Source organism: Mucilaginibacter sp. SG538B, from assembly GCF_013376065.1.
Classification (GTDB): Bacteria; Bacteroidota; Bacteroidia; order Sphingobacteriales; family Sphingobacteriaceae; genus Mucilaginibacter; species Mucilaginibacter rubeus.
In genome coordinates this window covers 550,724-571,167 of sequence record NZ_JABMJI010000001.1, presented here as the reverse complement: position 1 = coordinate 571,167, position 20,444 = coordinate 550,724, and the positions used below count along the sequence as shown (strand labels likewise).

Sequence of the window (20,444 nt, the reverse complement as noted above, 5' to 3'; positions counted from 1 at the left end):
TTTAAGGTTATTCAACGCCGCCGCCGCCAAAATGTGTACAATCAAACGTAGATACCTGGAAATCCAGCGTGGTCACGCTGCCCAGCGAAAGGCTGAACGTGTAGGAATTGGATGATACCCAATCCGCGCAGGTATAAACACCCGCCTGGGTACTCAGCACCAGCGCGTTATAACCCAGGCCGGTTCCGGCATTGTAATGACTTGATCCCGTCATGTTTACCTGCACACTGTAATTACCCTGCGGTACCTGTCCGCCCTGCAAAGTGCTTCCCGTAAAATTATAAGTAGAACCACCTCCTGAAGGCGTAAATATCACCGAGGTTATATTCGCATTACCTGTAGTGAAATTGCTGTAAGTAAGCGGGATCGTCATCGGGGTAACCGTGATGGTTTTAGGCGCGACGACGATATCACCGTAAAGCAAGGTATGCAGGGTATCCCGCAACGTATAAGTCCCGGCTGCCTGGTAGCTATGCGTCGGGCTGACAAGTCCGGCTGCCTTTACTTTGGTGCCGTCCCCGAAATCCCAGGATACAGAAACCCCGGCAAGGCCGCAGGGATCGGTATTGGTTATACTGAAAGAAACCGGGGTGGTATTGGTCACCGTACCGGTGCCGCTAACACTGGGTGAATAGCTATAATGCGCATTGGCATCAGTGGCGGTAACAATGGTGTTCCGTTGCACGATATTTTTGTCCTGGTCTAAGGTGTATAGCATCCTGCCCCAGGTGTCGTTCACAAAATAGGCGGATACGCCGTTGCTGTTCGTGGCTGTTGTTTTGGCCTTGGTATTGGCATCATAGCTCACCGTTCCCACACTCGCCGCGTCCGGGTAAAACAGGATGTCGTCCGCGGTCACGTTTGTATTCACCGTAAAGCTAACCGTATAGGACGAAGACAACGTACTTACCGGAATCTTGACCTCATAATATTTCGGGCCTCCGGCGGTATAGCTGATGGTCGGGTGTGTTGATATACCTGTCAGGCTTAACGTGAGCGTGCCTGCGCTTGCCGCGGTAAGCCATACTGAAAATATGTAGTTTTTGGCGGTGGCGCTTTTACTCAGCGTAGCCGAAACCGCCGTTTGCGCGCTGGTCATGGACTCGGCATTGCCCGCGTGACTTCCGGTGGTGGTCAACGTCCCTCCGCTGATGGTAAAGCCGTAGGCCGGTGCCGCCTGGTCGCTGTCAAAATCGCTAAAGGCAACTTCATTGGCAGCCGCGTTGCTGAACTGCGCTACCGCTCCCCCAAAATGATCCACAAAAGTGGTTTTTACATGTTTAAAGTTATCGTCGGCAGTAAGGGGGAAGCCAGCCTTGTCATAGGTCAGGAAATTAGCCGTACGAACATAATGGGTGGAATCAAAGGTCAGCACCTGGCCAGAGATGTTCATCGGCACAAAACCGCTAAGTCCGTCGGGCTGTACCATCCGGTACTGCCGGTAAGGGATGTCTAAAGCGATGGTGCCCGGAGTTACTGTCTTGAACAACGTCAGCGCAGCTGATATGGTTTTGGTCACACCTGCCCGGGTAATCTGCTGGTAACTTTCCACCGGGATATTGATGTTTTTTTGTTTGAGGTTATAGATCGAGGTAACATTCGGATTGGAACCCGATGAGGCTGCATAATCCTTGGTATAGGTTACTTTGCTGGTATAAACGCTTTTATCACTGTTGCTTTGCTGTACCTGCGTCACCTGTTTATGATTGGCGCTGCCATACGTATATGAAACCGTATCGGTACGTGCCACGCTCAGGGAAGGCGAATCAAACACCTTGCTAATCGCAGTAGCCGTCAATTCACTGGTGTTATAGTAGATCTTGTATTTATTATAGGATTTGACAGTAAGGGCCTGGTAATTGTTATCATCAGCCTTGAATGCCGTGATAACAGAAGGAGTGCTGAAAGAACGGGTATAGGTGTAGTTTGTTTCACTTACCTCGGTACCGGCATCGTTGAAAGCCGTTGTTTTTACAGGCAAGCCCCTTTCAAAATCATAATTGGGATTGGGTATAAAGGGATAGGAATAGATATAGTTTGCAATGGGCCCATAGGTGTAGCCGCAGTCAGTGCGGCCAACATAATTTATAACCGGCTGCCATTCGGTCGTGTTGCAGCCGCTGCATGACGGTGTTGCCCCGCTATCCCAATAAGTTGCGGGAACCGTATATTGATACAGCGTACTCCCCGCGCCGGTCTGGCTTACCCGGCTGTGGGTATACATGATAGTATTGTCCTCGTCGGAGAGGTCGTGCATGGACAATGCGGTTGCACTTGCATATAACGCGGCCCCTGTTCCCGTACCGCCCGGAATGCCGAAGGCGTATTGCGGCAGGGAAACTGGCTTTCCGCTCGAAAGGCCTGTGGCTGGGTTAATGTAGCTGTATTTGCGGATAATGTTATTCGTACTGTGGTATCCCACCGAATCGACGATCTGCTTTACTCGGACCCCGCCACCAAACATGACCGTGCCTGATGCAGGGTCGTAGAACCGGTTCGATTCATACGTAATATTGCTGCTGGCGCCCCCTACCGAGGTTACTTTGTTTAACGAACCGACAGCTGAATTGACGGTATCTGCCGAACGGTTTACTCCTGATAATGTGTATGGATAATTCGTTGCCCCTTCGTTCAGGATCGAATACCGCGGATAAGCAGAATTGGATGGATTAACATAGGCCGTCGGAATTCTCGAGTTCCCGACCGGCTTGGTGGAATAATAACCCAGTAGTCATAGGTATTCTCCGTAGAGTCCGGCAGTAAAGAATTATACGCTCCCCCGCTTTTGGTTTCCCCTACGTAGCCGAACGTATAACTGACCGGCGAGCTGCAACCGGGTTCCGAATACTTCCGGAGGAAAGAGCGGGTATAACCCGAAGTTGCGCGCGATACCTGGCTGTAAGTGAACTGGAACGTCCTGAACGGCGCAGTCGCGTTCCTCAAAGTAATACCGCTGATGATCGTCTGCCCGGTTGGGCTGCTTGTCCAGGTAAACTCCAGGTAATTCGCTGAGTTGCCGTACGGTGTATAGGCCTGAATATACGACAATGTATAAGGTGTATTCACCTGGCTGGTACGATATTGAAAGGAGCCGGTTGTGGAACCGCCTGCATATACAATCAGGGAGTCCGTAGCGGGACGTGATGCCACAGGTGCCGAGTAATGGAGCCTGATACCATTCCCGTTGGCGTCATAGATATTGCTCAGACTCCAGCTATCAAAATAGTCAATCCCACCTTGGTATTGCTGGAATTTAGTTTTAAAAAAAGCGCTTGAGTTACCAGGTAATGCTTTCAATGTTACACGGTTCTCTCCGGGAAAGCCATCAGGGTCATCGCCAAACTTGTAGGTAATCCCCTTATCTGTTGTAATGGAAAAAGTAGTGATCAAATGTGTTCCAGTAACAACAGACACTGTCACGACCAGATCCTGATAACCTACAGGCTTAAACGTGCCGCTCGCTCTGTCATATACCAGCTGGCAGGATAAGCCCGGCGCATTGACGAAAAAACGATCCGGCTCCGTGTCGTTGCGGTACGGGAAATTCGCATTGATATAATTAATATCCGTCGTCTCCAGGCTGCAGGTACTGCCGTTATTTCCTATCGTAAAGGCTGCGATATTGTTGGCAGCAGTGTCGGTACTGCTCATCCAGCCCAATCGCTGATTGCCCACATTATCCTTGATCACATCGTCCGGCAAACCGCGAACGATACGGGACACTTGTCCGCCGGTATTTAGTTGCCAGCCCATCCCACTGGTGCCTTCCACATCCTTGGCCCGGATGCCATTGCCGCTATAGGACAGGCTGACCGGGACGCTGACCTGACCGCTGCTGATGGTATAGATCGGGATTTGTACGCCTGGGGCTCCCGTGAGCGGGTTAACTGACACCTGTGCTGAAACAAAGTTTCCGACAATTAAAAATACCGCAGTAAAAAGAGGAGTAAAGATTTTCTTCATGTAATGATAGTGATCGGTATAGGTTAAGCCGGCTCTGGATGAATTGATCCTTACCAGCTGTATACTAACGAATTGCAATTATCAATAATAGCTATTATTTACAATTGTTTATATATTATTTTCAAATAACTATTGGTTAATAAATCTGAATTCAGAAAACGAATATAGGTTTAGGTACACGAGGTAGCCATAAAAATTCAATTTGTCTTTGACCGCCATTGCTGATTCATCCGGATCCGGTTAATTGTAAAGCAAATCCAGGAAGAAGAAATTATGCAGGAGACATGTTCGGAATGAACAGGGATTAGGAAGCCTGCATGAACCGCCTTATTTCAGGGCAAACGTTAGTATTAACGGTGCCTGCGGCCAAAACATTACAAGAAGCCCTACGGAATACCAGGCCCTTTACCACATTGCCGGAATACCAGCAATCAGTCATATCTGAAAGTGCGAATTGGTCATTCCTGATGTATATCACTCGTACAATCTGCTAATAGGCGGGCAAAGCTGAATAAATTGTACAGAGGTTTTGTTTTTAATATTAAATATTTATTTTAGAGCCAGACAAACAACCTTATCGCAATGAAAAAAACTATTTCCAGGATCGCTCCTGACCTCATAACTACTTACCGTACGGTTCAAATAACGCACATTTAATCTTGATTTCTAAAATGAATAAGAAGCATCTTGTTTCTTGCCTGTTCTTATGCCTTTGTTTTTGCGGCATTTTACGGGCACAGACGCCTGTCGATGTTAATCTAGCAACAGGTTCGCTGAACGTAAGCATCCCGGTTTATACCTTAAGTAAAGGCCAGGTATCCCTCCCCGTCAGTCTCGCATACAGTACGAACGGCATCAAGCCTAAAGAAGTAGAAAGCACAGCCGGCATGAGCTGGGAGGTAATCGCGGGAGGGCAAATCAGCAGGAGGCTGCGTGGTATCCCTGATGATGTCAGCTATGATGACCAGAATGTTTATTCAAATGGCTGGATGAAGACAAATTACTCCGCATTTATTTCAGGCTTTAATATTGCAAATGACAACAATTACCTTACGTGCCCGGATGAAATCGCTGATGTCAACTATATCAACGGGTATTTCGTCGACACCAATGAAGACACGGAGCCGGATATTTTCGACGTGAACGCGCCGGGCTTATCCTGCCAACTGGTTTATGACAGGGCAACTGCCAAATTCAAACTGGTAAGTTACCAGGATTTGATCATTACCTATACCACCAACGGCGGCACGGGTGCCGCAGCAAGCCTGGTCAATTCGTTTACGATCATCAACGACAAAGGTATCAAATACGTTTTTGCGGCACCCGATAAGATCACGCAGAAAACGGTCCTGGGTTCAAATGGCAATGCGCAATACCTTGTACGGAAGTACAAAATATTCCAGCATGGGATAACTTTTTACAATAACTGGCACCTGACCAGTATAACAGATCCAAGCGGGAACGGCATCCAGTTAAATTATGTGACTGTTCCTGACAGAAGCGGCACCGACCCGGTTATATTACATATTTCAGGTTCTTCAACACCAAGTGTACAATATTATATTCAACAAAAATTGTCGGCGCAGCAATTGTCAACAATCAACACTTTTGATGTTGTAACGACAACTACCGGTTTAAGCTTCAACCGCAGCTCCCTAATTGCCCCAGGCCAGACCGGTCAGACGATTATTACCTCTATAACGGGCATTGGACATAATTTCCAGTTCACCTATACACCGGTGATTTATTCAGCGACCGGCTACAGCAGGGCATTCCTGCGAAGCTTTTCAGATGCTGGATGCAGTTCTCCTGTCAGCTATACATTTAATTACAAGGCCGAAAGTGTTTCAAACGGGAATTATACAACAGTTTTACCCGATTCGGGAACAGTAAAGGTTGACTACTGGGGATATTATTCGCCGACGACAAATACAACACTCCTGCCTAAAGTCTGGATTAATCCATCAAATTCAGCGTATCCTAGGTACACCATCTACAATCCATCTACCGGTGGAGGAAGCTATACTTATGCTTCCACAGCGGGTAATAATCGCCCGCCGATGAATAGCTTAGGAGGTGAAGCCGAGGTTTGTATAGGATGTCTTGGAACCGTTGGATATGCACAAGGTGGCTCAACGACTATCACCTACGAACAAAATACCTACCTTGATGTTCCTTCAAATCAAAGCGTTATCGGAGGGGGGATCAGGGTGCAGCAACTCACCGATTACGATGGTATAAATACAGCCAATAATATTGTCCGCAATTATAGCTATGTAGTTCCCGGAGGCGCTGTTTCAAGCGGGAAACCAGTTACCTTACCGATGTTCGCTTTTACTGCGCCAACCGTTACCGGTAATACCGGGCAGAGCTTGTGGGACTATGTAACTGTATTGTCTGATTACGATCTTTCCGTTGAAGATCACACCATTGTTTACAGTTATGTAAAAAAAAGCCAGGCCGGCTCCGGGAGTTCACTGTATCAATTTTACATGCCTGCTACCTATTGGGATAGCAGCGCAGCTCCTGCCTGCGCCGGTTGTAGTGCAGAATGGGCGCCCACGATCAATTACGCTGCCCGCAGCAGTTGTAATACGAACAACTGGAATGTGAAAAATGATTTATATTCCTATCCGTTTGTGCCGAACCCAAATTATGACTTCGAAAGAGGATTGCCCTTAAAAATGACGGCATTTAACGATGCGGGCACAAAAGTAAGTGAGCGGACTTTCACTTATCAGAGAGTGAACGCCATACCCGCTGTTATAACCGCTTTTAAATATGATGATATTACATTTGCAGGCCTAACGTCAAAAGGTTATAATAAATACAATATCTATTATAATGCCGGTGAACTGGTAAGCCAGGTAACCGAGAAGGTTTACGATTCGCCGACCCTGAGCCAGGCCCGGACGAAGACAACAAACTATTTTTATGCCAGTGCCAACCATAAAAAGCTTACCCGCCAGCAGGTTACCAATAGTGACGGCAGCGTCCTGACTAATAACTATACCTATGTAAAAGATTATCCGTCAGCCGCAGCCGGTTCTAACGCCAACGTTAATGCGCTTTACTACATGCAGCAACCGGCCCTGAATATGAACCTGCCCGTTGAAAGCTATCAGCAGGCGACCAAAGGCTCTGCTACAGTTACCACAAGCGCATCACTGAAGCTTTACAGCGCGACAACGGTCGGAAGTAACACCCGTTACCTACCTTCAAAGCAACTGACCATGGTACAGCCTGATGGAGTACCTTCTGCGGCAAGTCCTACTGCTTTTACTCCTTTCAGTGTCAATGGCACCAATCAGACATCTGCTTCCGACAGTCGTTATTTCACTGCCGGGAATTTTACCAAATATGACAACTACGGGTATTTGGTAACGGGTGATGACAATAACAAAAATAACAATACACGATTTACAGATCATATGAGCGGTCAGCCTGTTGCAAGTTTTGCCAGGGCGAAATTTGGTGAAATGGCCTTCAGCGATTTCGATACAGATATTCCTACTTCGCCATCATATGGATTTACTATCGGTGGCAGTGGCGGCTTCACTCCAACTGGCAGTCATACCGGCGCATCCTACGGGTTACCGGCAACAACAGGTACGCTTACTTCCCCTTCGATCACAAAAAATACTACTTCGGCGAATTACATTTTTTCGGTATGGATCAACGCCACCACCGCCGGAACACTGAACCTTACTTTTACGGGCGGTACAACCCTGGCCCGGCAGATCAGTTATTCCGGGACCTGGAAGTATTATGAACTAAAAGTGCCGGTTACTGCGTTGGCCGCAACATTTACACTAAGCATATCATCCACGCAGAACATTTCGGTAGATGATATCCTTCTGTATCCCGAAGTCGCTACAGCGGCTACGGCATCTTTCGATCCGGTATATCATTACAAAACATCAGAGACCAATACCAATGGTGTTTCTGGCTATTTTGTAAATGACCAATGGGGACGGATGTTGTACAAATTAGACCAGGACAAAAACATTATAGAAAGGAATTCATACCTGTCTCACGGGGATGTACAAGGTATTGCCAATCCCTCAATAAGTAACAACCAGTTTTATAAAGGGCATCCCGGAACATTTACCTTAAGCGGCCCGGACGCATGTTCAGCTGTCGGCGTTACCGTTGACTGGAACTTTGGCGATGGAACAGGGACGGTAACATCAAGTGGCCTGATCAGCCCAAATCACACCTATACAACAGCCGGTCAAATGTCCGTAACCGCAACTTTGCACTCACCCCTTTTCGGAGATAAGGTGGTACCTGCTAAAACAGTTTTCGTCGATGTTTTGAACGTTAATCTAACCTATTATAATAATACAAATTCAGGCGCGGCTATCAGCAGTGTAAAGTTTTATGATAGTTCAGGGGCTAACCTGCTATATTCCTTTATTGAGTCACAGTTGGGTAGTTCCACCGTTCCGCAGGGCGCATATAGAGTTGTCGTAACAATGACCGGAGGGCCATATAATACCAAAACGCAGTCGGGATATGCCAGCGTCCAACTGGCCGGTGACTGCTGGACGGATTGTTCTGCCTATGCCAGTTCAAATACATACACTTTTAATGCGGATCTGAGCAATTGCAACGTGCTCGACTTTGGAATTTACACCTACATTATCTGTGGTATTTAAATAGTTGCCATTAACCTGACCTAAGCGAAAAATAAATGAACCTCAAGCCTTTTTCCATTACAGTTTTACTGCTGTTAGTTCAATATACGACCGGTTTTGCCCAGGCTAATTTGGGTTTTGTACAACATGAAGCAGCTATGCAACCCGTACAGACCGACGCTGCATTCAATTCCTTGCCCCTGAACGGCAAACAAACTTCCAGAATTTATTACGACGGCCTGGGAAGGGAGGTACAGCAAGTGGCCGTTCAGGCCAGTCCACTGCAAAATGATATTATCCAGCCCCTTGTTTACGATAACCTGGGCAGACAAACGATGAGCTATCTGCCCTATGCAGGTAAAAGTACAGACGTAATTGGAAGTTATCGGGCAAGTGCAACGACAGACCAGGCGGCGTTTTACAATAACGGTACTGCTGACAAAGTAGCGGACGACAATTACCCATACAGCCAGCAGGTTTTTGAAAACAGCCCTTTACAGCGGCTTTTGTCAGTCGGGAAGGTCGGCAACGGTTTTCAACCGACGATAAGCGGCAACCATTATAAAACAGTAAAATACCGTTATAATAGCGCTACAGCAGATGGTAATATCCTGACATGGAATGCCGACGGCACTTTTACGGCAGGCACTTATTATGCAGACAATACCCTTTCAGTTACCGATGGCATCGACGAAGATAATATGGAAACGCTGAGCTACACGGATATTGCCGGCCACACAATCCTGAAGCGGCAGATCCTGAGTGGGGGCAACCTGGATACCTATTATATCTATAACCTGGCCGGGGCTATCAGCTATGTCGTTCCGCCGAAGGCCACCACGCTTTTGTCGGCCAACAGCTATAACCTGTCGGTTGCCCCCCTGAGTAACCTTGTATTTAAATACCTGTACGATGCCAGGGGCCGGATCATTGAAAAGACGGTGCCAGCAAAAGGTAAAATGGTGATCGTTTATGATCCGCTTAACCGGCCGGTGCTGTTACAGGATGCCAATATGGCCCTGGTTAATAAATGGAACTATATCAAGTACGACTCGAAAAACCGGACGATCAGCCAGGGGATCTACCTTGACAATACGAATATCGGCCGCGCAAATATGCAAACTTATGTAAGCGGGCTTGCCATTTACAATACCACTTGGTTTGAAAACCGCTCGGGAACAGTCATTAACAGCGGCTATTATACCAACAGTAGTTTCCCCACAACCGGCATCATGCCACTGGTCTACGCTTATTTTGACAATTATGACCTGAACCAGGACGGGGCAGCCGATTTCACTTATACAGCACAGGGGCTCAGCGGGGAAGGAGGCGCAACAACAGCACCGCTTAAAGGCGTTCCCACCGTCATCAGCCAAACCACCGTTGGCGCTGGCCTGACCAATACCCTGCTTACCAAAGTAACCTTTTATGATAAAAGGGGTAATGCCATCCAGGTGAAGAGCAACAATCAGGTATATTACACCGGAGCTACGGCGCTAACAGATACCAAAACCATAGTGCCTAATTTTAACGGCACGCCACAGGTAAGCCTGGTTGTCAAAAAGAGCAGCGCGACTGTGTCATTGACTGTACAAACCAATCTGAGCTATGACCACATGTACCGGGTTACCGCGGTTGATCAGAAATACAACGGAGCCACAGCGGTCCGGGTAGCCGCATATAACTATAACGAATTGGGGCAGGCGACCGAAAAAAATTTAGGGTCGACCAATGCCGGCAATACAACCTGGTTGCAAAGCGTGGATATGCGTTATAATATCAGGGGACAGTTGCTAAGCATCAATAACAGTAAGCTGAGCAATGACGGAATAAAGAACGACAGCAATGACCTGTTTGGGATAGAAATGCTGTATGATCAGGCAGATGTTAATCTTGGAAATACCAAACGCTATAACGGCAACTTATCCGGGGTGAAATGGATGAGCAGGGATGCAACGGGTACAGCAGGCAACGAACGGGCGTATAAATATTTGTTCGATGGTCTTAACCGTTATATAAGTGCAAACTATATTGAGCGGGCAACAGCTGCTACCGGTGCATTTGACACAAATTCTGCCGGATTTTCTGAAAATGGGATCAGCTATGACGAAGGAGGTAATATTTTAACGCTGAAACGAAACACAATTACCACAACAGGGAGCATCACCGGGATCGACAACCTCACGTATACTTATGACAATAGCAACCCGAACCAGCTGAAAAGCGTAACGGATCTGACGGGAACGAATTATGTAAATTTCGGATTCCGTAACATGACGGGCACAACGACAGGAAATTACACCTACGATGTAAACGGTAATCTCACAGCCGACCCTTACAAAGGACTTACGCTTGGCTATAACGTGTTGAACCGGACCGACAAGATCACAGTAACCACCTCAACCGGCCGGTATATTAATTACACGTATGGTGCAGACGGCACACTGGTCCGGAAGCAGGCTTATGACAATAATACCTTAGGTACCACTACCGATTATGTAGATGGATTGGTATATTTGAACGGTGTGATCAGCTATTTTGCTATGCCGGAAGGACGGGTGAGGAATACCGGGTCCGGGGGAACTGTAACGCTGAAACAGGAATATGTAATTGCTGATCAGCAGGGCAACGCCCGCATCAGTTTCGAAGATAATGGCAGCGCGGCTGCGGTAGTACGCCAGGAGAACAGTTATTATGGTTTCGGCCTATCGTTAGCGAACAGTCCCGTAGCCACTCCTGTAACTGATAATAAACGATTATACAATGGCGGAAGCGAATGGCAGAATGACTATGGCAACCTGCCCGACCTGCAGCAGACATTTTACCGTAATTACGATGCTGCATTGGGTAGGTGGATAGCGGTTGATCCCGAGGCCGAAAGTGCGGAGAGCATGACGGTTTACCAGTATTCAGGTAATAACCCGATCATGATGAATGATCCGCTGGGGGATCTTTCGCAAGCTCAGTGGGATTTCGTTTTAGACCAGCTTAACAATGGCATTGACGGAAATTACTTCCTTAAGGATGGCCAGGGCGGCGGCGGCGGCAGTGAAGGAAGTCTTTATACGAAGTTGTCCGACATGGAAGCGTTTGCTTCGGTAGCCGACCGTATTGATAACGGTTCAATCCGTGGAGGATGGGGCGCGACTGCGGCCGGTAGTTTCCAGGCAGCGTTTAATAACTTTACGAATGGAATTCCAGCATCAGGAACATCGGATATTAACCATCAAATTCCGCTAACTGAAGCTTCGATAGTCGAAACAAGGATAGATAAGAACTGGTTAATTGATAGGTTAAATAATGCCAATCAGGGACCGGCAGGATATGTACCCGCAGGCGGTGTTCCTCCAGACGATGGTTTTTTTGATGATTATTTAGGAACTGGAAGTAAAATTAATGCTGTAAGATCAGTTTTATCATGGCTTGCGGATAATGTTAAAATCACCAAAGCAGCAAGGATTGGAGAGATTGTTAATGTTCCGCTATTTCTTTCCGCAGAAGTGATGGATTATTATGCATGGAAGAATAACAAAATTTCAGGTGCAAAAGCACTTGTGAATTTAGGCATGGGCCTGATAGGATTTTCGGACTATGGAGCACCTATCTCACTTGTTTATTTTGGAGTTGATGCGTTTTATGATGGTGGTTGGGAAGGTTTGGGTAATGATATAAGTAACGGTGTAAACAATGCCTGGGGACAATTAACACAAGGGCTTAATCAATATAATAGCAACATCTATCAGTGGGTACCTCATCAATAATAAAAAAGACATATGAACCTGATACGAAAGTATTACTACCTGATTTATAAATTTTATTTTTTATTTGAAAGCTTTGAGCAAACTCGGCGATTTACACAATCAAAAGCATTAATGTGCGTTGGGCTCTTAGAGTTGGGCTTATATTTGTCATTTGTCAATTACAGAGATGTTTTATTTCATTTAAATTCGAGCTTGGGGGGATATACTATTGCTTTCCTTTTTTTTATCATTCTAGTAAAGCTGTTAATTCTTATAAAAAGAAAAAAATGGGCAAAATATGTGACAATTTTTAATTCCTTACCAAAAGATACGAATGTGAAAGGGACCTGGTTTGTTACTATTATAACAATCATAATCATCGTAAACTTTATAGTGTCGTGTATTTTATTTTCGCCGCTGCGAGGTTTAAGTAATAGTACTTTTTAGGATAAATATAGAAGGGAAGTCCTTTCGGATAAGTTTAGGAACTATGCAGCTTTCGACTTTCGTGCAACGGTTATTAAGAGGCCGGAATAATATTTGTATTTCATGTTATTTTGAAGCTATATTCCCTAACGAATGAATAAACTCCGTTGCTACCGCAAGCGTACCGATCTGTTGTTGTCATGCAAGTAAAGCTGTGCCTATTCCAAATATTGATTTCAGCCGGGATTTCTGTAAATGAATAAATCGCCATTTCAGCTTCCTTAAGTGCGGTATTTGTTTATTAACAACAACATACTTACCCGGACTGATATGAATTAGCAAGTTTACAAAACTGCAGAATAAATCGGACATTTTTTTACGATTACCGGAGCATGTACGGCAAACGCAATAATTTTCAAAGCCATAGATGCTGATAATCAAAATGTAGACATGTTAAGCCTGGAGTTTTGCTAGCAGATAAATAGAATGTTGTGCGCTAGTAGTTGGTAATTCAACAACAGGCGGCAACAAAAATGCCAGGACCATAGCCAGTAGGCCTTGTCTTTCAAACTTATTGTATTGACCTAATTACTTTTTCTAAACCGGAACCAGATAGTATTGAATTAATTCTTTTTTAGGGTTGAAATGTATTAAGGCCATTGACGCTTCGTTTTTAATTAAAAAACGTTAAAGGTCAGTTCATTTATCATGTTTCAAATGTATTTCCGATAATCCTCCTATATATTATACAGGTTGCTTCCCACCCTTTTCCCACTGTTTTTCCTTTCTAAAACCCCGTTCCTTTGCCTGTAAAGAATCCTTTATTTAACGCAAACAAAATGGAACAAATACATATCAGTCAGCATCATAGCGTTTTTAGTAAACCAGTAAGCAAAACTACCGTTCTTGAGCTAAACCCACCAGATGATTACTCCTTTTACCTGGCCCAGCAACGGATCGCTTATTCCGTTGCCGAACCCTATTTAACATCCGGTACTCCGGACGAAAGCAATAACTGGCTGATCCACGTTTCTGTTGTTCCACAACATTTTGATCAGTTAATCAGGCCCTTACTTGCATTCCTGAAGCCTTTAGGGGTTTATTTTGCAATTCCGGTCGATATAGAAAAACATAACAGCATACTCGATGGAACGGCCGGCTTCGCGCTAACCTGCAAAGTCATTGCTATCATCACAAATGCTCCCGAAAAAGCAAAATTTATCGTCAAGCAATTATGCGAGTTGACAATAGGGATCATCGGACCGGCAATGCCATGCGCATATCACCTCACTCCCGTTATTGCCGTTAGCTATGGACGGCCCATTGAGCAAAACTGCCAAAACATCGCAAAGGAGGCGATCTTTTACGGGTCCGTAACAGCCGATAAGATAAAGCAAAACATCAGATCAAATAAGTTGCAATGGCCATTCGGGGATATCAGGACTTTGAAACCGTTAAAGCAACCCCGGCTGCTTAACCGGCAATACATCCCCATTGAAACGTTCAAGAAAGCCCCAAAGGGTAACGTATTCAAAGCCCTGAAAATAAACCGGGTCTTTGATATGCAATCGTGCGTCATCAAACAGGGCCGGCAATACCAAAGCTTTGACAATGCCGGCCGGGACGCAAAAGACCGTCTGCGCCGGCAAGTCGAAATCCACAGGCACTTTGAAACGAAAGGCATCCTTCCCAAAGCCATCGCCTATTTTGAGTTGCAGGGCGATGCCTTCTTCGCCATGGAATACAAAGAATCCGTGTCACTAACCGAAAAAGCAGCCCAATTAAGTGAAGGTCGCACCTGGCGTACCATGCCTTCAGGACGAAAAAGGGAAATTATCTGTTATCTGTTACAAGTTGTCGATATCCTCTGCATATTCCACCAGGAAGGATTTGTGCACCGTGACGTAACGCCCGCCAACTTCATCGTAACCGAAACAGGTCGGGTATTTGCCATTGACGTTGAGTTGTGTTACCACATAGGGACCGGAACCCCCAACCCGCCCTTTACCCTAGGAACGCCCGGCCATATGTCACCGGCACAGGAAAGTGGCGAAGCCCCCTTCTTCCAGGACGACATTTACAGTTTAGGCGCGCTGCTGATTTCGGTGCTGACGGGTATCCTGCCCAACAAACTGAACCAAAGGAACCTGGATCGGCTTACCAGAAATCTATCCTACTTCATTGATTCACCTTCGGTGGTCACTATGACCGTTGCCTGCTTAAACGCAGACGTAAGTCTCCGATCTTCCTTGAGGGAAATCAAAAACAAACTGGAGCTTTATGATACCGTGCTGCTCACAACAAGCGAATTATCCTTCGATCCAATCCCGGATTCCTTCGATCCAGCCACTGTCATTAAAGACGGCATTCAAACCCTTGCCCATTTTGCATTCAAAAACCAAACTCGCATTGCCGGTGATCTGTTGTCAGCAAACCACATCCCACTTTCGGAATTAATCGACACTGATTGGCACCGTCTGCAGCATAACGGGATTGCGGCAGTAGGTCTCCTCACCCTGTTTACCCGGTTCTGCCCTCCGGCAGAACGGGCAGCTATGATATCAGCCATCAATAACTGGCTGGAAAACACCCCGTCAATCCAACTTTCAAGCCTGGACCTGCAAATCTTTGCGGCTGAATTATCATTGGCGGAAATAGACACTCAACTTTTATCGGCGTTTATGAATAAAGCTAAGCGGCTGCCAGACGATTTCATTGGCGGTACCCCCGCCGGGCTATCCGGTGGCCTGGCCGGACGCGGCTTGAAATTATTATACCTCGCTGATCAGCAATCCGCTGAACCAGATCTGAGACAGCTCTTGGAGATTGTTAAAACAATAAGCACCCTGCAACAGCAAGACGGCTCCTGGACGACCGACCCGTCTAAATTCCACAAAAAAAGCTATGCGATTACCGGGTTTTCACATGGCGTCACCGGCATTACCTATTTCCTGCTGTCTTATTACGCCAAATTTCCTTCACATGATTTAAAAATGCGGATCACCTCGGCGTTAAACTGGCTTTCCGGGCATAGGAAACCTGACCGAGGAAGATTGACCTGGCCGGTAAGCACGGAAAACAATACCGTCGATCCCTGGCTGGAACATGGGTTTACAGGCGTAGCACTGACATTTATCAAAGCCTTTGAGGTTTTGGGAGACATTCATTACCAGCAAATTGCTGCAGAGGTATTGGGTTATCACCCGGTACAGTTAACCAGTAATTACTGCGCTTTCGGTAATGGCCTCAGCGGATTGGGCGAGGTTTACCTCGAGGCGTTCCGTGTCTTTGCCGACGACGAATGGTATGTCCGGGCAGCGGCTGTCCGCGATGTGTTGCTTAACTCCTGTTACCGGGGATAAGGGGGTCTGCTACTGGCTTGACGGTACGCAGTTATCGCCTGAACCTGGTTTCTGGACAGGTAATGCCGGTGTCCTCCACTTTTTGCTCCGGTTTGAACACCCTGCAGACATCCATTTCCCTTCACATCTCATTCCATAAACGATGAAAAAAGAATTGCAATACGAGTTGATTACCGCCTTGCTGGTGCTCCTGTTCCTGTATACCGGCCTCAGTAAATTATTGGATTTTAAAAATTTCGAAGTTTCCATGCGGTTCCAGCATTTGCCGGGCTGGATAACGGTACCACTAACCTATGTCCCCCCCTTGGCGGAAATTACCGTGGCCGCCTTAATGATACCGCATAAAAGCCGTCTGACTGGCATTTATATTTTCCTCGCCATGATGACTGCCTTTACGATATATGTTGGCGCGGCATGGCTTCACCTTTTCCAAAGGGCCCCCTGCGCCTGCGGCGGCGCCCTGCAATCGCTGAATTGGGAACAGTACTTTGCCCTGAACCTGGTATTTGTCACCCTTGCGGTCACAGCTATCCGATACAACAGGGCTAAAAGAATGACGACACAACAAAAGCCTTCCCAGGCATAAGATATTTCTCGCGCGCGAAATCAGGTTAATGCGGGTCCTGTGGTAAAACCGCGAACATTTTTATACAGAAATAAACCATGAAAAAGATCAGAATGGGCCTTATGGCCATCGTAGCGCTTTCAGGCGTAGGCAGTGCATTTGCTTTTAGTCCAAAACCACAGGCGACCACTTATTACGCCAGGCAGACTGCCGGCAACGGGTTCCACTGGACCAAAACGGTACCAAACCCCAGCACTGCACAGTGTTTAACCGTGACCAGCCGCGTTTGCCAGATTTCGACCAACACGGCACCGACCGACAACCAGATCCCGGCCGGACACACATCGACTGACCACGTGTTCGTGACACTTTAACCAGCAAAACCACCCGCCCGGATTCCGGGCGGGTGGTTTTGCAGTATTGGTTCGGGCCCGTTGCTCTCCAGCGTCTATATGGCTCATTTATTGAATATGCAGATAGGCTTTTTGCGCCGAAGAAAGGCTTTCATGGAAAATATCGTTTTGATCAGGTAAATTTCCTTCGCTATATTAACATGAGAAACCGGGCAACCTGATGTAGCTATCCCCAGAAAGATCCTCTCTCCCTGTTCGCGGACGTTTCGCAGATTATCCACAAGTGTTATAAAATATATTTATTTATGCCCTATAATATTTATGTAAAAGTCTTTATCGCGAACAATAAATAATTATGTTTGCTGCGCCTAAGCATTTATCATATGATTCTCTGCCGCCTTCGTAAAATCTCGCTGTCAAAGCATTACAAAAGCTTTCAAATCAATCCTATAGCTAAAAAAACTCCGTAGACAGTATCTTCCCGGTACAGCTATGCGATCAAATGATATCCTAAATACCTTAAACCTTCATTTATTATGAAACTTTCCTGCGCATTTCTTTCAGTACTCTTATTATTAACCATTCGTAGTTTCGCACAAAACACATTTCCCGCAACCGGGAATGTTGGTATCGGCACAGGGGCACCTGCAAGTAATCTACAGATTTCAGAACCGTCGACAAGTAAACCGGGTGGCGTTTTAGCACCAACCAAATCGGTTTTTAAACTTTCCAGATCAGGTACTTCCGGTTATACTTACAATGAAAGTGCGGAATTCAGAATAGGTCACGGAGGCCCCACTGTATGGGGATCACAGTTAGATTTATTTATCAATGCGGCAGTAATCAAAATGACATCCCCGATCAGCACGCCATGACATGGACTTACAATGGGAACGTGGGCATTGGTACGACAGGTCCAACGGCACGCTTACATTTAATTGGAAGCGGTGTTTCCATTGACGGTGGTAATAGTATTAGCATTAATAATAATGATCTGGCCATTCAGGCCAATACGGGTGGCAGATCAACAACTTTAGGAGCCCAGTTGGAATTCGTCATTCCTGCTAATACAGATGGTAGTAACGCCTGGGGGCAGGCAAGGATAATAACCGTAGTAGGAAATACAAGCAACGGGAACGCCACCGGGAAAATGATCTTAGGGACCAGGCGAAGTTTTGATAAACTGGGGGACAGGTGTCCAATGGTATTATGGAAATGATCTTACTATTGACGGAGCCGGAAATGTTGGCGTCGGCACCCTAACACCCGATCAGAAGCTGTCCGTCAATGGTACCGTTCATGCCAAGTCTGTAGTGATCGACCTAAATGGCTGGTCCGACTATGTTTTCAAAAAGGATTACAGACTACCGGCCCTGAATGAGGTTAAAAACTATATCCGGGAAAATAAGCATCTACCTGGAGTTCCGTCGGAAGCCGAGATGACCAAAACCGGGCTTGATGTTAGCGAGGTTAATAAGCTTTTACTAAAAAAGATGGAAGAAATGACGCTATACATGATTGAGGCTAAAGAAGAGATAACAATCCTGAAAAAAGAGGTTAAACGACTAAAAAACAAACAGAATAAACGATGAAACGAATTTTACTAACGGCATTGGCGGTCTCAGCCGGGGTACATATGGCGCTTGCGCAAACGAAGACGGTAACGGTCGATGCGAATGACGCCCTGAACAATAATACAAAAATTGTTGCCCAGACTTCTCTTGGCCAATCCTTTTTCGTGGGACATCAGTTGGGCAATACCTATGCTTATCCGGGTGCCGGGATTTTTCGGGCATGGACTGACCAACCCGTAGGTTCAGCAAACGTTTATTATGATGGGGTGACCAATGGGGTCACAAACTTTAGTGTCAGGGCTGATGGTCAGGGGTATTTTGCCTCGGCAATTGGCATAGGCATCAGTGCGCCTGCTGCCAGACTGCATATTTTTAACCAGTATGATGTTAACCACACCACCGCTTTGAAGATGTTTTATCAAGGCACCTGGGGGACGCCGGCCTATGCCAGTAACTTTCGGTTTATAGATCTAAACAGTACAGAGAGCGGAAAGGTATTACAGGTTAACGGAACTGGTGTGGGGATCGGATATGACCCGCCGGCCTGGTCTTCATCAGATAAACTTTACATCAGCGGGAACGTAGGTATCGGAACCAATACTCCAAGAGAAGCGCTTTCGGTCAACGGGAATATCCGCGCTAAACAGATCAAAGTGGAGACCACCAACTGGCCGGACTATATCTTCAAACCAGCCTACCAGCTACCATCCTTAACGGAAGTTAAAACCTACATCGACCAAAATCAACATTTGCCAGAAATTCCTTCAGAAAAGGAAATCGCCGAAGAGGGGCAGAACCTTGGAGAGATGAACAAATTGCTGCTAAAAAAGGTGGAAGAATTGACTTTGTATCTGATAGAACAAAATAAACGCATAGAAAAACTTGAATCACAATTAAATAAATCTCATGAATAAATTACACATTTTTAAAGTCGTATTATTTCTATTAGGCTTAATTACACTACCAGGATTAGTGCATGCGCAATACTCTCTTGAGTATGTCGGAGGCACTGCCCGGATATCTTTATTAGTTGGCAGTCTTCCGCCTGATAACGATGCTAATGCTGCCAAATTACAAATAGATGTTTTTGGCGGCGGCTGGGGCTCAAATAATACGGGGGTAACTACCTATTATGTAGGTAACCGGGGCGGTATAGTTATTCATCAGGTAACCAATGGCAATGCTACAAGTAGTTTTACAATAAAAGCCTATGCCAATCCAAATGGCAATACTGATATATATATTGTCAGCACCCAGGATTGGCCCGCCTTCTCTGTTAAGTCTTGTAAATTAGGTAATGGTGGACAATCACAACTACAAACCATTACCTCCCAAACACCAACAGGCACAGATATTACGCCGGCTATATTGCCGGTACTGATTACCGATGCTAATGGCAACATAGCCATTAACACATTTGATTCCAAGGGCTACAAGTTTGCTGTAAACGGCAGTGCTGTTGCAACATCAGTAACAGTTAAGCTTAATAATGTATGGCCTGACTATGTCTTCAAACCAAGCTATCAGCTGCCGTCCCTATCAGAAGTTAAAACTTATATTGATCAACACCAGCATTTGCCTGAAATACCCTCAGAACAGGAAATCGCAAAGGATGGGCAAAATCTTGGCGAGATGAATAAGTTGTTACTCAAAAAGGTGGAAGAATTGACCTTGTATTTGATAGAAAAGGATAGGAAAGAAAAAGAACTGGAAGGCCGGTTAAAAGCCATTGAACAACAGTTAAAAAAATAGCGAACATTAACCTAAACATTTTACAAAAATGACTTACCCTGGTTTCTCGAAAAATAACATCCTTTATAC

General features: G+C 46.0%; 12 protein-coding genes. 10 read left to right on the top strand and 2 right to left on the bottom strand.

Features of this window, described 5'->3' with window-relative positions; genetic code table 11:
- Nucleotides 1-7 precede the first annotated feature (7 nt).
- A complete protein-coding gene (locus tag FHW88_RS30305) occupies nt 8-2,422 on the bottom strand; it encodes a PKD domain-containing protein (RefSeq protein ID WP_176622832.1) in 2,415 nt (804 codons plus the stop codon).
- Between the two features lie 209 nt (nt 2,423-2,631).
- Nucleotides 2,632-4,041, bottom strand: coding sequence for a hypothetical protein (locus FHW88_RS02310; RefSeq protein ID WP_176622830.1), 1,410 nt, complete (start codon nt 4,039-4,041; stop codon nt 2,632-2,634).
- A gap of 593 nt (nt 4,042-4,634) precedes the next feature.
- Between FHW88_RS02310 and FHW88_RS02305 the strand changes: the two genes are divergently transcribed.
- From FHW88_RS02305 to FHW88_RS02260, 10 genes are all read left to right on the top strand, one after another.
- Nucleotides 4,635-8,624, top strand: a complete 3,990-nt coding sequence (locus tag FHW88_RS02305) for a PKD domain-containing protein (protein ID WP_176622828.1) — start codon at nt 4,635-4,637, stop codon at nt 8,622-8,624.
- 35 nt (nt 8,625-8,659) lie between these two features.
- Nucleotides 8,660-12,364, top strand: a complete 3,705-nt coding sequence (locus FHW88_RS02300; protein WP_176622827.1) for a DUF6443 domain-containing protein — start codon at nt 8,660-8,662, stop codon at nt 12,362-12,364.
- A 1,244-nt stretch (nt 12,365-13,608) separates the two neighbouring features.
- The gene (locus FHW88_RS02295; protein WP_176622825.1) at nt 13,609-16,131 is read left to right on the top strand and encodes a lanthionine synthetase LanC family protein; all 2,523 of its coding nucleotides are present in this window, start codon (nt 13,609-13,611) and stop codon (nt 16,129-16,131) included.
- Between the two features lie 142 nt (nt 16,132-16,273).
- Nucleotides 16,274-16,717 carry a MauE/DoxX family redox-associated membrane protein gene (locus FHW88_RS02290; protein WP_176622823.1) on the top strand — a complete coding sequence of 148 codons (444 nt, stop codon included), beginning with the start codon at nt 16,274-16,276 and terminating at the stop codon, nt 16,715-16,717.
- A gap of 77 nt (nt 16,718-16,794) precedes the next feature.
- On the top strand, nt 16,795-17,070 hold the full coding sequence (locus FHW88_RS02285; protein WP_176622821.1) for a hypothetical protein: 276 nt from the start codon (nt 16,795-16,797) through the stop codon (nt 17,068-17,070).
- A 515-nt stretch (nt 17,071-17,585) separates the two neighbouring features.
- On the top strand, nt 17,586-17,924 hold the full coding sequence (locus FHW88_RS02280; protein WP_176622819.1) for a hypothetical protein: 339 nt from the start codon (nt 17,586-17,588) through the stop codon (nt 17,922-17,924).
- Nucleotides 17,921-18,268, top strand: coding sequence for a hypothetical protein (locus tag FHW88_RS02275; protein WP_176622817.1), 348 nt, complete (start codon nt 17,921-17,923; stop codon nt 18,266-18,268). The genes FHW88_RS02280 and FHW88_RS02275 overlap by 4 nt, the downstream gene beginning before the upstream one ends.
- Nucleotides 18,225-18,641, top strand: coding sequence for a hypothetical protein (locus FHW88_RS02270; protein WP_176622815.1), 417 nt, complete (start codon nt 18,225-18,227; stop codon nt 18,639-18,641). Before FHW88_RS02275 ends, FHW88_RS02270 begins: the two co-directional genes overlap by 44 nt.
- The gene (locus tag FHW88_RS02265; protein ID WP_176622813.1) at nt 18,638-19,537 is read left to right on the top strand and encodes a hypothetical protein; all 900 of its coding nucleotides are present in this window, start codon (nt 18,638-18,640) and stop codon (nt 19,535-19,537) included. Before FHW88_RS02270 ends, FHW88_RS02265 begins: the two co-directional genes overlap by 4 nt.
- Complete coding sequence (locus tag FHW88_RS02260) at nt 19,530-20,375, top strand: hypothetical protein (RefSeq protein WP_176622811.1); 846 nt, start codon at nt 19,530-19,532, stop codon at nt 20,373-20,375. Before FHW88_RS02265 ends, FHW88_RS02260 begins: the two co-directional genes overlap by 8 nt.
- Nucleotides 20,376-20,444: the final 69 nt, after the last annotated feature.

What these genes read in the sequence shown, in the direction of transcription:
- FHW88_RS02305 (WP_176622828.1), top strand. Translation starts at nt 4,635, where the DNA reads ATGAATAAGAAGCATCTTGTTTCTTGCCTGTTCTTATGCCTTTGTTTT.
- FHW88_RS02300 (WP_176622827.1), top strand. Translation starts at nt 8,660, where the DNA reads ATGAACCTCAAGCCTTTTTCCATTACAGTTTTACTGCTGTTAGTTCAA.
- FHW88_RS02295 (WP_176622825.1), top strand. Translation starts at nt 13,609, where the DNA reads ATGGAACAAATACATATCAGTCAGCATCATAGCGTTTTTAGTAAACCA.
- FHW88_RS02290 (WP_176622823.1), top strand. Translation starts at nt 16,274, where the DNA reads ATGAAAAAAGAATTGCAATACGAGTTGATTACCGCCTTGCTGGTGCTC.
- FHW88_RS02285 (WP_176622821.1), top strand. Translation starts at nt 16,795, where the DNA reads ATGAAAAAGATCAGAATGGGCCTTATGGCCATCGTAGCGCTTTCAGGC.
- FHW88_RS02280 (WP_176622819.1), top strand. Translation starts at nt 17,586, where the DNA reads ATGAAACTTTCCTGCGCATTTCTTTCAGTACTCTTATTATTAACCATT.
- FHW88_RS02275 (WP_176622817.1), top strand. Translation starts at nt 17,921, where the DNA reads ATGACATGGACTTACAATGGGAACGTGGGCATTGGTACGACAGGTCCA.
- FHW88_RS02265 (WP_176622813.1), top strand. Translation starts at nt 18,638, where the DNA reads ATGAAACGAATTTTACTAACGGCATTGGCGGTCTCAGCCGGGGTACAT.
- FHW88_RS02260 (WP_176622811.1), top strand. Translation starts at nt 19,530, where the DNA reads ATGAATAAATTACACATTTTTAAAGTCGTATTATTTCTATTAGGCTTA.